This is a genomic window from Spirochaetota bacterium, from assembly GCA_017999915.1.
In the GTDB taxonomy this organism is placed as follows: domain Bacteria; phylum Spirochaetota; class UBA4802; order UBA4802; family UBA5550; genus RBG-16-49-21.
The window spans coordinates 110,376-125,551 of record JAGNKX010000015.1 but is presented as its reverse complement, the minus strand read 5'-3'; the positions used below and the strand labels follow the sequence as shown (position 1 = coordinate 125,551).

Below are 15,176 nucleotides of genomic sequence, written 5' to 3'. Positions count from 1 at the left end.
GTGCGTTTCCGCCGCTTCATAACAACTGGAAATATATGTTATTATTTGTCAAATAATTCTTTTATATTCTTCCCCGGGTTCCAGCGCGCCACCGGGTAGAGGAGCGCGCCGAGCGCCATGGTGATGAGAATGAATATGATAATGCGCTCCGATGAATAATAGATATGCGCGTCATAGGGCCTCTCGAAGCTGAGGGCGCCGATCACGTCGCGCCGGTTTACGCGGGTGTGGCAGAAAGCGCATTCGCCCCGCGACTTCATCGGTATCACGGAGAAATACCTGCCGCCCCGTATTTCCGAATGGATCGACGGCTTGATCCGGTTGATGATGCCGTATATTTTCTTGTCCTGCCTGGCGCTCTTCTCCCCCGGAGCCGTCACCAGGCGGCCGCGGTAGTCGTAGACCTTGATGGTCATGTCATGGGCGATGCCGGTATCGGCGAGGAATATCCACGCGTACTCGGGCTTCGCCATCGACTTGATGCCGACGAAGGCGTCGGCGATAACGCCGAACCCCCGGTCGAGCTCGCTGAAGTAGCCCGACCTGTACACGGGGAAGATGTCCCCGGCATAGGGAGGTATCGTGAATATCTGCGAGGCCGATATCGCCATGAGGACGGATATCAGAACGATAAAAATGATCTTTACTTTCATAACCGCACCCTGAATGATGATGACACGGATCGCGCCGCTCCTCAGGCCCGCGCGACGGTGTTGCCGTTCCGCCTGATCCTCCCCTCCAGCTCGAGGGAAATGACGGCCTCGTTGACCTCGCCGGCCGGAACGGCCAGGTCCCTGATAATGGAATCTATATCGCGTTCCCCCTGCGAGAGGAGGCCCAGTATACTCCCCTCCAGCGAATCCGGGAGAGGCTCTTCCACGGCATCCCGGCCCTTCCCTTCCGCTCCCATGGCGGCGCCGGCCATGTTCGCAATCGCCTCGACGGGAACGCGCATCAGCTCCGCGATGATGTCTTCCGTGCGCGAAACCAGGACGGCCCCGTCCCTGATGAGGCGATGGCATCCCGCGTAATCCCCTTCGAAGGGCCCCCCCGCACAGGCGAAGACCTCGCGGTTCTGCTCCATGGCGTGACGCGCCGTTATGAGGGCGCCGCTCCGCTCCCCCGCCTTGACCACCACGGTGCCGGCGCAGAGGCCGCTGATGATACGGTTCCTCCGCACGAAGGTCCAGCGGCCGGCGAAGATCCCGGGCGGATATTCGGAGACCAGGGCCGAGCCCCCGGCCGATTCCAGCAAGCGGTACAGGTCACGGTTGGGCGAGGGATAGAGAATATCGATTCCATTGGCCAGGACGCCGACGGTCCGCCCTCCGGCGTCGAGGGCCCCCAGGTGGGCTTCCCGGTCGATCCCCACGGCCATGCCGCTCACGATGACGAAGCCCTGTCCCGCGAGCTCACGGGACAGGCGCCGAGCCGCGGCCGAAGACCTGGGGTCCGCCCTTCTCGTGCCCACGACGGCTACGGCCGGTCCTTCCGGAAGCGATCCCTTGAGGTACAGGACCAGGGGCGGGCATTGGATCTCCTTCAGCAGGGGCGGATACTCACGGTCCCAGCAGGTGAGTATCCTGATCGATTGTTCTTCTGCCTTCCGCGCGATAACCCAGGCCGCCGCGATGGGATCGGCGGGATAAACCTCGGCGAGATAGGCCTGGGTCGATGGAACGCAGCCTGCGCTGATCATCCGGTACGCCTCATCGGGCCTGCGCGAAGCGCCTATCGACCATACCCTGTTCGCCCCGGGAGAAGATAGTATGGAAAGGGCGACAGCATGAATCCGCTCGTCATCGGTCAGGGGCGCGGCGGCTAGATGCGGCTCGGGAGGCATGAATAACATTCCCTGCTTCACTATCGGTTTTCTCCTGTTCAAGGTCTTGTCATAGCTGGTAACGAACAGGGACCGCCCTTTGTAAAAATTATTCATCATTTTCAGCAATTATTGGCAATTAATTCTAATGTGACATAAATATGTACACTATATATTTTTTATCAATATAAATTTAATTTTTTGTTATTAAATGTTGGAAAGTATTTTGTCCCATCGACGACGAAGGCGGGGTCACGTGACCCCGCCTTCGTCGTCAAAAAAAAGGCCGTCCATGAAGGACGGCCTTTTGCGATTCTCGTTTATACTGTCTGTTACTGCTCGAGCATCCCGGTGAAGATGGGATCCGACGCCTTGATGACGGCCGATTCGCCGAACATAAGGGCCTCGATCTTGCCGAAGTATTTGGGGAACTCGGCGCCGAGGTAGAACTGCGACGCGAGGACCTTGCCGGTGTAGAACGCTGCATCTGCGTTTTCCTTGAGGAGCTTTTCGCGCTCTTCGCCTTTCTTGTCGCCCACCAGCTCTTTCATCTTGGGCTGGGTGATGGTCAGGGAGGAGATGTGGCCCCAGGCCATGCAGAGCATGAACATCGCCTGCTGCAGCGGCGTCGCGTTCATGAACAGGTGCAGGAACTGGCCCTTCGCCATCTGGTCCTTCATCATGGTGATGACTTCGTCGAGCTTCTGAACGCCGCGCTCGACGAGGGCGATATACTTGTCATCGACGATGCCCTTGGCCTTCTTGACGGCTTCGGCGATCCGTTTTTTGAGGATCTGGTAGTTGTACTGCTCGGGGTTCATGAGGATCTTCCGCATGGTCAGGTCCATCGACTGGATGCCGTTGGTTCCCTCGTAGATCGCCGTGATCTTGGAGTCCCTCATCATCTGCTCGACCGGATACTCCTGGCAGAATCCGTATCCGCCGTATACCTGCATCGCCTCGGATGTGATCTCAACGGACTTGTCGGTGTTGCCGGCCTTGTTGATCGGGACCATGATCTCGGCAATGGCCAGGGCTTCCTTGGCCTCTTCGCCCTCGGCGACCGCGGCAACGTTAAGCGCGTGGGTCAGGTAGTAGGTGATGAACCGCATTCCCTCGACATGGGACTTCATCCAGAGGAGCATCCGCTTGACGTCGGGGTGCTGGCTGATATTGACGCCCTTGGCTTCGGGATTCAGCATCTGGGTGACATGGGCGCCCTGGATACGATTCTTCGCGTAGGTGGCGGAGTGCATGTAGGCGGCGCTGGCCAACGACAGGCCCTGCATGCCGACGCCCAGACGGGCTTCGTTCATCATCTGGAACATGATCTTCATGCCTTTCCGCTCTTCGCCGAGGAGGAAGCCCTTGCAGGTCCCGTTGTCGCCGAAGCTCAGGGTACAGGTCGCGGAACCCTTGATCCCCATCTTGTGCTCGATGCCGGCGCAGTTCACGTCATTGTGGGCGCCGAGGGATCCGTCCTTGTTGACCAGGAACTTGGGAACGATGAAAATGGAGATACCCTTTGTGCCCGCCGGGTCGCCTTCGATCCGCGCAAGGACAGGGTGGATTATGTTCTTGTAATAGTCGTTGTCGCCGGAGGAGATGAATATCTTCTGGCCGGTGATCTTGTATGAACCGTCGGCCTGCTTGACGGCCTTGGTCTTCAGGGCGCCGACATCGGAACCGGCATCGGGCTCGGTCAGACACATGGTGCCGCCCCATTCCCCGGAAATCATCTTCGGGATATACGTATCCTTCTGCTCCTGGGTCCCGTGGGTGTGAATCATACCCATGGCGCCGTGGGAGAGGCCGGGATACATCATGATGTTATAGTTGGCGGCGCAGAGGAATTCGTTAACGGTCATGTACATCAGGGCCGGCATTCCCATGCCGCCGATCTCGGCGTCTTCCATGGTGCCGATAAAGCCGGACTCGTAATACGCATCCAGGGCCGGTTTGTAGCATTTGGGGATCTTTACCGCTTTGGTATCGGGAACGAAGGTACATCCTTCCCTGTCTCCATCCTTGTAGGTAGGATAGATTTTCTCGACAGCCAGCTTTTCGGCGAGATCGAGCGTGCTTTCCAGCGTATCCTTGTCAAAATCGGCATAGCGGGGATACTTGGCGCAGAATTTGTCCAGTTCCAGCTGTTCGAAGAGAATGAAACGTACGTCTCTGGAATCAATCAAGGTATTTAATGCCATTAGGAACCTCCTCTTATTTGTGTTTAATTAGTTTACTGCCCGAAAAGATAGAAATAATCATGGTTGACCGGATCCCAGGGCTCGATGGGGCCATGCCGCTGAAACCGTGTGCTAACCTGATCTAAAATTCGCTTTGCCATCTATCAGGTCAAGCTATAAATTGTATTGATATACAAATTTTACCTCTTTTAAAAATAAAAGCTGTGAATTATCTGTCAACGGAATTAATTGGATTTCAGCCAATTTTTATTGGCATTGATGATTAGCGGCCTGTTACGATACCGAGGTTAGACGGAGGATGAATATTGTATATCGGATGGACGAAACAGACCGTCCCTTCCGGAGGGTCAATCCGGCGTCGGATTATTTCACAGAACTCCCAAACTGTTTAAATATTCACCGGCCCCGTCCCGTGATTGGAAGACCCGGATAAACCGCGGTACCTTGAGCATTTCCATCACGTGGAGGGCTTCAGGGTCAACGCACACGACCGCTATCTCACGGCCCTTTTTTTTCATGGTATTGCGTATTTCCAGGAGAAAGCCGAAAACGCTGGAATCTATGACCTTGACCCTGGTAAGATCAAAAATAGCTGGGGGATAGCTCCGTCCTGCCAGGAGGTCCCGGAGCCGGTCCGCATGGTCGGATATGAGAAAGAAATCGAATTTCTCGACCATGATCTCGATTACCAGGAGGCCATGGTCGTCGCTGATGTTTATATCGCCTTCCATGGTTCCAATATGGGGATTTTTCACGTTTTTTTCAAGGATTTTTAATGAAAGGATTTTATTGACTTTTTAATCATATCCCGCTAATGTCGCATACCATGTCCGTCGGGGAGCCATGCCCCGGCTCGCACTATTAAACATTATGAACAGCACAAAATACTGGATAGCCCTTGAGCAGACCCACGGCATCGGCCCCGCCCACCTGATGGAGATACATGAGGCGCTGGAAAAGCAGGGCCTTTCGGTGGCGGACCTGTGCGGCCTCTCCGCGGAGGAGATCAGGAATGAATTCCGCTTCCCGGATAAGATCGCCGAGGCGGTCGCCGCCATGGAGGATGCCCTTCCCAAAATAGAGGAGGATTATTTCAGGCTCCTCGAGTCGGGAATAGACGTGATCACGTTCTTTTCCGATTCTTACCCGGCCAGGCTCAGGGAGACCCTGGGGAACGCGATCCCTCCCCTCCTGTATGTTTACGGGAACGTGAAACTGCTCAAGCGGAAAGGCGTCGCCATCCTCGGCGACAAGGACGTGAGCGACAAGGGGGAGATGATCGCCTTCGAGGCGGCCCGGGAGCTGGCGAAGCACGGGATCCCGGTCATCAGCGGGTATGCCCGGGGAGCCGACCTGGTCGCGCACCGCTCCGCCATCTTCAACGGCGGCGGCACGATCGCCCTGGTGCCCTACGGCATGTTCCACCTCACGGTGCCGGAAATGCTCCGCGATGTCATGAACCCGGACACCATGGCCGTCGTCTCGCCCTTCTACCCGGCCAGGGAGCCGAACAGGTTCAACGCCTTTATCAGGAACAAGATCATCTGCGCCCTTTCCTACGCCGTGTATATCGTCGAGGCCCCGGCCGAAGGCGGCATCTTCGAGGCGGCCAAGTCGGCCCACAACCTGAAGGTCCCCCTCTTCACGACCCAATATGGCGAGTATCCGAAAAACGCCGACGGCAACAAGATTATAATGGATAACCTGGGCGGCCTGGCGGTGATGGGAAGGATGGAAAACGGCATGGTGGTCCCCAACATGGACCGCATCATAGGAATGGCGAAATTCGGATAGGATCATGAAAAAATTATTCATCGCGGTATTGGTCCCGGCGCTGGCGGGGATAGCCCTGCTCCTGTACCTTAACTCGGCCCCTCCCGGCATGCGGGAGAGCGCCTTTACCGTCTCCTACGGCGACTCGATGCGCCGCATCGCCGGTAATTTAAAGAAGAGCGGCCTGATCCGCAGCGGCGATTTTTTTGTTTACTCCTCGTATATCGCCGACCGGCGCCATGTGCGCGCCGGCACCTACAGGATCTTCGCCGGCATGAATTCCCTGGAGATCCTGAGAAAGCTTACCCGCGGCGATATCCTATCGCGGAAGGTCACCATCCCCGAGGGATTCAACCTCTACCAGATCGCGGAACGCCTGGAGGCCAACCGCGTCTGCGATTACAACGCCTTCCTCGATCACGCCTTTGACGAGACCTTCCTGAAAACGCTGGGCGTCGATTCCCCCACGGCCGAGGGGTACCTCTTCCCGGACACCTATGTCTTTCCCGAGGGCTCCGACCCACGGGATATCATCGGCATCATACAGAAGAAAATGATGACCGTCCTGGGCGACCGGCCGGCCTACGGTCCCGGCATGACCGCAAGGGAGATCCTGACCATGGCGTCCCTGGTGGAGAAGGAGGCGAAGGTCTACAACGAGCGCGAATTCATATCATCGGTCTTCCACAACCGGCTCCGGAAAAACATGAGGCTCGATTGCGATCCGACGGTGCGGTACGCGGTGAGAAAATTCACCGGCCCCATAACCGTGAGCGACCTCAGGTCCGACTCGCCCTACAACACCTACCGCCGGACCGGCCTGCCCCCCACGCCCATCTGCTCGCCGGGCCGGGAGTCGATCCTGGCGGCCATGTATCCCATGAAATCGGACTACCTCTACTTCGTGGCAAAGAACGACGGGTCCCATCATTTTTCCAGGACGCTGAAGGAGCATAACGAGGCGGTGCGGAAGTACCAGAGGGGAAAATAAACTTCGAAGGCGGGAATGCGCATCCCGGCCTTCGAAGTTTACCGTTCATTTTCATCTATCGGTACGCCGGGAATGAATTTATGAATGAGGCCTGAAATAAATATGTTGACTCCTTCGTATTTTTTAAGCACATTATAAAACAGTTGGGAAGGCTTCACCCCGGGATGGAGATTACCGCTACGTACAGGCGTACGCTTAACGTAAAAAAATAGCCAGTATGACCTTATACTGAAACCGTTGAGTTGATTAGTATGGCTCTCAAAAAATGACCACTATACCGCCTACCAGAAAAGCCAGCAGAACCAGCGTTATCAATCATCGCCTTGTGATTGTGTTGACCCTTTTATTCCTGGTTCTGGGGGCCCTGGCTACGTGGTTTGAGTCCCGCTCGGCCGATGCGTTTATGCGCACCGTCATGATGAGCGAAGCGCAGATGCTGGCCAGGGCCCTGGACGTAGCCGTCATCAAACGGCTGACCGGCACGGGAAAGGACGTACAATCGCCCGATTACCGTTATTTGCGCGACAAGTTGATGCGGATACGCGAGGCCAATCCCCGGTACCGCTACCTGTATCTGATGGGACGGCGGCCCGGCTCGGATCCTTTCTTCTTCATGGGAACGGCGCCGGATGGTTCGCCGGATTACACTCCTCCGGGCACCGTATACTATGAAGATTCCCCCACATTGAAATCAGTGCTTACCGCAAAAAAGGGAATGATAAGCCCGCCTTTTACCGATCGCTGGGGAACCTGGATCAGCGCGTTGATTCCCATTACCGACGAACAGGGCGGGTTGCTTGCCGTTTTCGGTATGGATTTCGACGCGGCGGATTGGCGCATGTATGTCGTCTCCCGATTGATTACGCCGATCGCGATAACCGGTTTGACAGTGATCCTGCTCTTTGCAGTCGTGGCGATGCTCCGCCATCAGCAATCGCGCAGGGAAAACGCGGAGCTGGCTGAAATCGCCGCCGAGCTGGAAAAAACCCGGTTACTCCTGGAATCAATCATCGAGCAATCCCCTGTCGCCATGGTCGTGTACGAAAAACCGGAGGAAACCTTACGGTACTTGAATCAGGCCATGCGCGACCTGATTGGAGCGGAAAACGTGTCGATATATGTCGGTCTGACACTGGACAAAGTCAGCGAAATACGCACCTGGCGCTACCTCATGCAGGATGGCCGGGAAACAGACCTTGAACAAATGCCGGCATTTCAGGCGTTTCGGGGTAAAACGGTCGAAGGCGCGGAAGTCTGTTTTCAGCGCGCCGATGGGAGCCTCCGCTGGGCCCTGGCTTCCGGAAAGCCTATCATCGACCGGTCGGGCGCCATTATCGCGGCCTTCGGCGTTTACTCGGACATCACCGAGCGAAAGCGCGCCGAGGAGCTGTTGAAAAAGGGTCTCGCGGAGAAGGAGGTGCTCCTCAAGGAGATCCACCACCGCGTCAAGAACAACATGCAGATCATATCCAGCCTGATGAGCCTGCAGGCGGACGCGCTCAAGGACCCTGCGGTCCACGACGCTTTCAGCGCGAGCCAGAACCGAGTGAAATCGATGGCCCTCATCCACGAGCACCTTTACCTGTCGGAGAATCTCGCTGAAATAGATTTCGGCGAATACACCAGAAGCCTCGTCGGCGGCATCATGACCATGTATCCCGCGGGAGTGCGCATCACGACCGACGTGCGGATCCAGGACGTCCGCCTGGACATCGACAGGGCCATTCCGTGCGGGCTCATTATAAACGAGCTGGTTTCCAACTCCGTCAAGCACGGATTTCCCGACGGGCGCGTGGGACGGATCGAAGTGCTGATGAACGGAACGGACGGCGGCCGCTACGAGCTCACCGTGGCGGATGACGGGGTGGGCGGCGTCGAGGACACGGGCTCCGGCACCTCCCTCGGGATGATCCTGGTGCGGAGCCTGGTCACCCAGCTGAAGGGAGATATGCGGATAGATTCAACGGCCGGCACCAGGATCATGATACGTTTCTGATGGCCAAGAGCCTACAACCCATCACTGACGTCGTGCATTCTGTTCAGTTGGCTGACTACGACCGTAGTGAAAGGACCAGTAAAAGCCGATATGCCCTGCCGCATGATGCGCTTTTTATTTATTTTTTCCTTCAATAAGTGATTTTCTGTATTTTATCATTTTTGTAACAAGACTTTTGGGTATAGAAGTATTGAATGGAAACTGAATGGATCCCTTGCCCTGTTTGTATCTTTCAAGCTCCCTGGCAAAATGTTCAATGGTAGTCGGATGAGGATACAGGCCGACATGATTTTTAAATCCGGCTATCATTATTTGATCTTCCCTTTTCCCTCCCTCAATGAGAGAAAAGGCTGGGACACCATAATTGAATAATTCCGTCGCGTTGGGAACCGCCTTTAAAATCGCGGAGCGCAGGTCTTGTAACAATCTCCGCGCTTCTTCAGGTTGTCGATCAATATATTCATCAATTGATTTAAATTGAGTCGATTTCGCCATAAAGTTCCCTCCGTGTAGTCCAGGAAAATTAAAAAACATTTCGCACAACATTCCCGGCATGGCCGAAGACCGGCGAAGCCAGATTGCCAAACGCCCTTGAGTGATTTGCCGAGCACCGCAGCGAGCCTTAGCGAGCGAGAAGCGGAGCTGCCATGCTTGGTTAGCCGCCGGTGCCCACATGCTTTTTTATTTTTTTTATTTTTATAAATTCGTCAGGAGTATGGACTTTAATCTCTGTACGTGAATAATCTTTTACATTTCTAGTAATTAAATACTCAATATTATTTATTAACGCTGCATAGTATTGTAATGAATCTTCAAAATCTTTAAATTTAGATTCAAGAGCCAATTTAATTATTTCATCAGTTACGGGTAGTATTTTTATAATTAATCGTAATTTTGATATAAAATCAATAGCCGCTTTATGCGATTCTAATTTTCTCAATATATAATAAAGATTAGAAACAACAACCGACGAAGTAAAGCCTTCCAGCGCTTTTGTCTCACTAAGACTGAAAATTATTGAAGAAGAAAGGAAATGTGGATCGCGGGATAGTGCAATATCAAGAATTATATCAGAGTCAATGAATAGCTTATCTTTCATTTAATATGCTTAGTAATTAAATAATCTTCAACGGTACTTTTATAGTCAATTTTGGTTTTTTTCTTAATAATCCCGCTCAATTCTTTTGTAATAGGAGCAACAACGAATTCCTCTTTGGAACCACTGGAAAGTGACTTTAAATACTCCTCGACAAGTTTGGATAGGCTGATGCGCTGGTTTGAGGCATAGGTTTTAGCTTTATTAATGATATTTTTATCAATATTAAGGGTTAATTTTGTATTCATGGGTTTAATCCTCTATTACGTAACAATATAATTATTTATCACGTAGAAGTCAAGTGTTATTGATAAATTGTAATTACTTTATTATATAAACAATCCACGCCCCCCCTTATGGTCATGGTTTTCTATGTTTTGCCGGAAGTTCGGCAAAATCGAGACACCCCTATCCAGGGGCAGGGGCTTGACCGTGAGACGGTCGGCATTTTTGCGAGGGGACAGGGGCTCCGCGCCCCTTTCCCCTCGCGCTCCTCTTTTCCCCGCCGCCTCAATCGCCGGCGGAGGCTGACTTCTAATGCCCTTTACGTTTTTCAGGTTTATATGCTTTTGAAAGCTTGTGTTTTTTGTTTGTTTTAAGGCGATGGACTTAAGTGTCTTCTTCCTTTCGCTCCGGAAGGCCCATCCTGGGCCATCCTCGCGACGCCGTGCGTCGTGCACGGCGACTACAGATAAGCCACACAACAAGACACGACCAGCACACTGCTACTACGGCGCCTGAGCTTGTCGAAGTCCAATCCACGCGCCCGCATGGGGCGCGACCGCCGCAGGTCGCGGGTGATGACGACAAGTTCCTTGTTTCAATCCACGCGCCCGCATGGGGCGCGACGGCATTAGCTACGGCGGCGAGCATAGCGGCACTGTTTCAATCCACGCGCCCGCATGGGGCGCGACAACCATCTGGTGCGGACGGTTCAGGAACAAGCACTTGTTTCAATCCACGCGCCCGCATGGGGCGCGACGCCCGACCCGGACCAGCCGCGCAAGACGTTTGAGGTTTCAATCCACGCGCCCGCATGGGGCGCGACCGACCGCAGGCGTAGGACCTGGGCCTTCTGCTCATCTGTTTCAATCCACGCGCCCGCATGGGGCGCGACATTACCCCGCATCCATGGCATTCGAGGTTTTTTAGTTTCAATCCACGCGCCCGCATGGGGCGCGACAAGCGGCGGTGGTATATCAAATCAATCGATTTGCGTTTCAATCCACGCGCCCGCATGGGGCGCGACATTCTACTTGTAGACTACGACCGTAAGACGAGGGTTTCAATCCACGCGCCCGCATGGGGCGCGACGGGATCAGCGAGAAACAGTTCGTCAATCAGTACTGGTTTCAATCCACGCGCCCGCATGGGGCGCGACAACCATCAAGAAAGACCAGGAGCGTATCAGGAAGGTTTCAATCCACGCGCCCGCATGGGGCGCGACATGCGCTGTGCAATCGTCTACCCATGATAACCGGAGTTTCAATCCACGCGCCCGCATGGGGCGCGACATTTAATTTAAAACCTATTACAAATAACAGGTTTGTTTCAATCCACGCGCCCGCATGGGGCGCGACTTGACGTCCGGTTTTAATGATCCCATTTTCGATGTTTCAATCCACGCGCCCGCATGGGGCGCGACAGCAGTAGCGTTTCCAAGTCAAACCCCGGGTGTTGTTTCAATCCACGCGCCCGCATGGGGCGCGACAGCAGTAGCGTTTCCAAGTCAAACCCCGGGTGTTGTTTCAATCCACGCGCCCGCATGGGGCGCGACGTCATTATAACCAGGTCACCCTTTTCTATGATTGTTTCAATCCACGCGCCCGCATGGGGCGCGACCTTTACTCGGGAATGTGCTTTGCCATCTCTGGCAGTTTCAATCCACGCGCCCGCATGGGGCGCGACCCGACCTTACTGATTTTAAAGCATCTGTTTTGCAGTTTCAATCCACGCGCCCGCATGGGGCGCGACGGGTCAAGCCGCACCGGATAGGCGGCGACATCCATGTTTCAATCCACGCGCCCGCATGGGGCGCGACTTCACCCAACCACCTGTGCAAGCCCAAATCTTCGTTTCAATCCACGCGCCCGCATGGGGCGCGACCATATCGTGCTTATCGCCCAAGTTATACCTGCGATGTTTCAATCCACGCGCCCGCATGGGGCGCGACATTGTATACGCTCTTTATTGTCGGCACAATCAAAAGTTTCAATCCACGCGCCCGCATGGGGCGCGACATCCCATGCAGTATGTGACATAATAGGATATTATCGGTTTCAATCCACGCGCCCGCATGGGGCGCGACAATTTAGGTCTGACAGTATCACAGGTCAATTTTGTTTCAATCCACGCGCCCGCATGGGGCGCGACTAGTAAACGCCATGCAAGCGCAACTGCGGGAGGCGTTTCAATCCACGCGCCCGCATGGGGCGCGACTATCTTTAATACAATAATAATTAAGTATATTAGGGTTTCAATCCACGCGCCCGCATGGGGCGCGACCATCGCCGTGGAAATATACCGTCATTGTATACCGGGTTTCAATCCACGCGCCCGCATGGGGCGCGACCGGGGTCGGTCCGGGAATTGGTGTTATGTACTGGTTTCAATCCACGCGCCCGCATGGGGCGCGACCGCGAATTGCACCTGGACGCCGATACCCGCCGTGTTTCAATCCACGCGCCCGCATGGGGCGCGACCGCCGGAGATAATCCAGGTGGTGGGGCGAGATTTGTTTCAATCCACGCGCCCGCATGGGGCGCGACACGATGCACTTCCCGGGCCCCCTCCATAATCTCCTTGTTTCAATCCACGCGCCCGCATGGGGCGCGACAGGTGCCGAGCGCGATCTGCATACCGCCCATCATGTTTCAATCCACGCGCCCGCATGGGGCGCGACTCAGACGAATTGTGAATCTCCGCACTTATCCGCGTTTCAATCCACGCGCCCGCATGGGGCGCGACAAACAGTAGTAACTGAACAAGTGGACGGGTATAGTTTCAATCCACGCGCCCGCATGGGGCGCGACTGCCGGGCCTCCGCGGTAGCCGTTGAACTATTGAGTTTCAATCCACGCGCCCGCATGGGGCGCGACTCCCGGTGATCATCGAGCAGCGCCGGGATTTATCAGGTTTCAATCCACGCGCCCGCATGGGGCGCGACATCTGAATTGTTTTTTACATTGCAAGGGATAACAAAGTTTCAATCCACGCGCCCGCATGGGGCGCGACTATAACATCGGTAGAGTGATATTTCACACAAGTAGTTTCAATCCACGCGCCCGCATGGGGCGCGACCAGGCGCGTAAAAACATCGTTGTCGCGCTGCTTGTTTCAATCCACGCGCCCGCATGGGGCGCGACATGCGTCGATTGTCAGATTGGTGACCCTGACGTAGTTTCAATCCACGCGCCCGCATGGGGCGCGACTTCCGCTTACCGATGACACGGACTTTAAGACCCGCGTTTCAATCCACGCGCCCGCATGGGGCGCGACACTGAATAGTCTTCACGGTTTCCCGTTCATCGTCGTTTCAATCCACGCGCCCGCATGGGGCGCGACTGTCCCAGGGACGGTTCTTCACAGTCCGGGCTGAGTTTCAATCCACGCGCCCGCATGGGGCGCGACTCCTGGAATATCGCCACAAGGTCAGCGTAACGGGTGTTTCAATCCACGCGCCCGCATGGGGCGCGACGCGGCCCCAGGCACGGTTAAGTGTGCGACCATTGAAGGTTTCAATCCACGCGCCCGCATGGGGCGCGACTCTCGGTAGGAGTCTCGCAATCACACCTAATAGTGTTTCAATCCACGCGCCCGCATGGGGCGCGACGGCGAACAAGATCAGCTTTACCGGGGAGTTTTTGTTTCAATCCACGCGCCCGCATGGGGCGCGACCGGGTATGGTGACAAAGGGGTCAATGATATCATTGTTTCAATCCACGCGCCCGCATGGGGCGCGACTTGATCCGGGTGGGTCAGTATACAAGGATTATAGTTTCAATCCACGCGCCCGCATGGGGCGCGACACAAGGACCTCGACGAGCGGATATTATACTCCGGGTTTCAATCCACGCGCCCGCATGGGGCGCGACTTTTATAACATCGGTAGAGTGATACTTTACACGAGTGTTTCAATCCACGCGCCCGCATGGGGCGCGACTGTCCAACCATACATATATACCATTTTACCATTTGTTTCAATCCACGCGCCCGCATGGGGCGCGACAATATATCTTTATATCTTAAGAAAGTCAAGAAAAAGTTTCAATCCACGCGCCCGCATGGGGCGCGACTATAAATGTTATTTGCTCTAATAATTTAAATATTGTTTCAATCCACGCGCCCGCATGGGGCGCGACTCTCTCCTATCTTTACTCCCGATACCTTTACGAAGTTTCAATCCACGCGCCCGCATGGGGCGCGACTTAGCGATTATCTTTTTCGGTTTAAGTAGTTTTGTTTCAATCCACGCGCCCGCATGGGGCGCGACATTATTATAGTGGTGGTATAGTGCATTATTATATGTTTCAATCCACGCGCCCGCATGGGGCGCGACTTCGCGAAATGGAGATTCAGGCGAAAGGCACCATGTTTCAATCCACGCGCCCGCATGGGGCGCGACCATCACAATGCGGTTTTTAGTATCTCCAATATCCCTGTTTCAATCCACGCGCCCGCATGGGGCGCGACTTTGGTTTTAATTGTTCCCGCTGTTCCTGACTCGTTTCAATCCACGCGCCCGCATGGGGCGCGACAGGATGTCATGAATTGGCTTGCGGCGATTTATAGCGTTTCAATCCACGCGCCCGCATGGGGCGCGACAGCTGTGGCAATACTTTTATAATGCCCGCGAAAAGTTTCAATCCACGCGCCCGCATGGGGCGCGACGTAAGTTATACGGCGAAGACTACCTCCCCGACGTGGTTTCAATCCACGCGCCCGCATGGGGCGCGACTTTCCAAATCCAACAGTAATATCAAGGTTTTCTTGTTTCAATCCACGCGCCCGCATGGGGCGCGACAATTTAATTGCTATTGTGACATAGGAACCCGCTTGGTTTCAATCCACGCGCCCGCATGGGGCGCGACGTCTCTACCTTCACTTTGGTGACAGGTTTCTCAGGTTTCAATCCACGCGCCCGCATGGGGCGCGACTGAGGCGCTCCTGGGCAAGCTTGGTTATCTCGATGTTTCAATCCACGCGCCCGCATGGGGCGCGACTATGATATGACCGGGAACGTCTGGCAATGGCTCGAGTTTCAATCCACGCGCCCGCATGGGGCGCGACTG

General features: G+C 54.9%; 10 protein-coding genes and 1 CRISPR repeat array. Of the genes, 3 read left to right on the top strand and 7 right to left on the bottom strand.

The window, feature by feature from the left end:
- Nucleotides 1-41: 41 nt before the first annotated feature.
- The 4 genes from KA369_19710 to KA369_19695 form a co-directional block, all read right to left on the bottom strand.
- Nucleotides 42-653: a hypothetical protein gene (locus tag KA369_19710; protein MBP7738212.1), complete on the bottom strand. Its 612-nt coding sequence runs from the start codon at nt 651-653 to the stop codon at nt 42-44.
- A gap of 41 nt (nt 654-694) precedes the next feature.
- A complete protein-coding gene (gene dprA / locus KA369_19705) occupies nt 695-1,939 on the bottom strand; it encodes a DNA-processing protein DprA (GenBank protein MBP7738211.1) in 1,245 nt (414 codons plus the stop codon).
- 215 nt (nt 1,940-2,154) lie between these two features.
- Nucleotides 2,155-4,029: an acyl-CoA dehydrogenase gene (locus KA369_19700; GenBank protein ID MBP7738210.1), complete on the bottom strand. Its 1,875-nt coding sequence runs from the start codon at nt 4,027-4,029 to the stop codon at nt 2,155-2,157.
- A gap of 368 nt (nt 4,030-4,397) precedes the next feature.
- Complete coding sequence (locus tag KA369_19695) at nt 4,398-4,784, bottom strand: STAS domain-containing protein (GenBank protein MBP7738209.1); 387 nt, start codon at nt 4,782-4,784, stop codon at nt 4,398-4,400.
- A gap of 115 nt (nt 4,785-4,899) precedes the next feature.
- Between KA369_19695 and KA369_19690 the strand changes: the two genes are divergently transcribed.
- The 3 genes from KA369_19690 (at nt 4,900) to KA369_19680 (ending at nt 8,789) form a co-directional block, all read left to right on the top strand.
- Entirely contained in the window at nt 4,900-5,823 is a 924-nt protein-coding gene (locus KA369_19690) for a DNA-protecting protein DprA (protein ID MBP7738208.1), read from the top strand.
- Nucleotides 5,824-5,827: 4 nt separating this feature from the next.
- Nucleotides 5,828-6,793 (top strand): endolytic transglycosylase MltG, encoded by a 966-nt coding sequence (mltG, locus tag KA369_19685; GenBank protein MBP7738207.1) that lies wholly within the window; start codon nt 5,828-5,830, stop codon nt 6,791-6,793.
- 403 nt (nt 6,794-7,196) lie between these two features.
- Entirely contained in the window at nt 7,197-8,789 is a 1,593-nt protein-coding gene (locus KA369_19680; protein ID MBP7738206.1) for a PAS domain S-box protein, read from the top strand.
- A gap of 114 nt (nt 8,790-8,903) precedes the next feature.
- On the opposite strand, the gene KA369_19675 is transcribed toward KA369_19680, so the two are convergent.
- From KA369_19675 to KA369_19665, 3 genes are all read right to left on the bottom strand, one after another.
- The gene (locus tag KA369_19675) at nt 8,904-9,284 is read right to left on the bottom strand and encodes a DUF1801 domain-containing protein (protein ID MBP7738205.1); all 381 of its coding nucleotides are present in this window, start codon (nt 9,282-9,284) and stop codon (nt 8,904-8,906) included.
- 160 nt (nt 9,285-9,444) lie between these two features.
- Nucleotides 9,445-9,888: a PIN domain-containing protein gene (locus tag KA369_19670; GenBank protein ID MBP7738204.1), complete on the bottom strand. Its 444-nt coding sequence runs from the start codon at nt 9,886-9,888 to the stop codon at nt 9,445-9,447.
- On the bottom strand, nt 9,885-10,133 hold the full coding sequence (locus tag KA369_19665) for a hypothetical protein (protein ID MBP7738203.1): 249 nt from the start codon (nt 10,131-10,133) through the stop codon (nt 9,885-9,887). The genes KA369_19670 and KA369_19665 overlap by 4 nt, the downstream gene beginning before the upstream one ends.
- Before the next feature lie 502 nt (nt 10,134-10,635).
- Nucleotides 10,636-15,174: a CRISPR direct-repeat array (repeat unit 32 nt; unit sequence GTTTCAATCCACGCGCCCGCATGGGGCGCGAC).
- Nucleotides 15,175-15,176: the final 2 nt, after the last annotated feature.

What these genes read in the sequence shown, in the direction of transcription:
- KA369_19690 (MBP7738208.1), top strand. Translation starts at nt 4,900, where the DNA reads ATGAACAGCACAAAATACTGGATAGCCCTTGAGCAGACCCACGGCATC.
- KA369_19675 (MBP7738205.1), bottom strand. Translation starts at nt 9,284, where the DNA reads ATGGCGAAATCGACTCAATTTAAATCAATTGATGAATATATTGATCGA.
- KA369_19700 (MBP7738210.1), bottom strand. Translation starts at nt 4,029, where the DNA reads ATGGCATTAAATACCTTGATTGATTCCAGAGACGTACGTTTCATTCTC.
- mltG (MBP7738207.1), top strand. Translation starts at nt 5,828, where the DNA reads ATGAAAAAATTATTCATCGCGGTATTGGTCCCGGCGCTGGCGGGGATA.
- KA369_19680 (MBP7738206.1), top strand. Translation starts at nt 7,197, where the DNA reads ATGCGCACCGTCATGATGAGCGAAGCGCAGATGCTGGCCAGGGCCCTG.
- dprA (MBP7738211.1), bottom strand. Translation starts at nt 1,939, where the DNA reads ATGAATAATTTTTACAAAGGGCGGTCCCTGTTCGTTACCAGCTATGAC.
- KA369_19670 (MBP7738204.1), bottom strand. Translation starts at nt 9,888, where the DNA reads ATGAAAGATAAGCTATTCATTGACTCTGATATAATTCTTGATATTGCA.
- KA369_19710 (MBP7738212.1), bottom strand. Translation starts at nt 653, where the DNA reads ATGAAAGTAAAGATCATTTTTATCGTTCTGATATCCGTCCTCATGGCG.
- KA369_19665 (MBP7738203.1), bottom strand. Translation starts at nt 10,133, where the DNA reads ATGAATACAAAATTAACCCTTAATATTGATAAAAATATCATTAATAAA.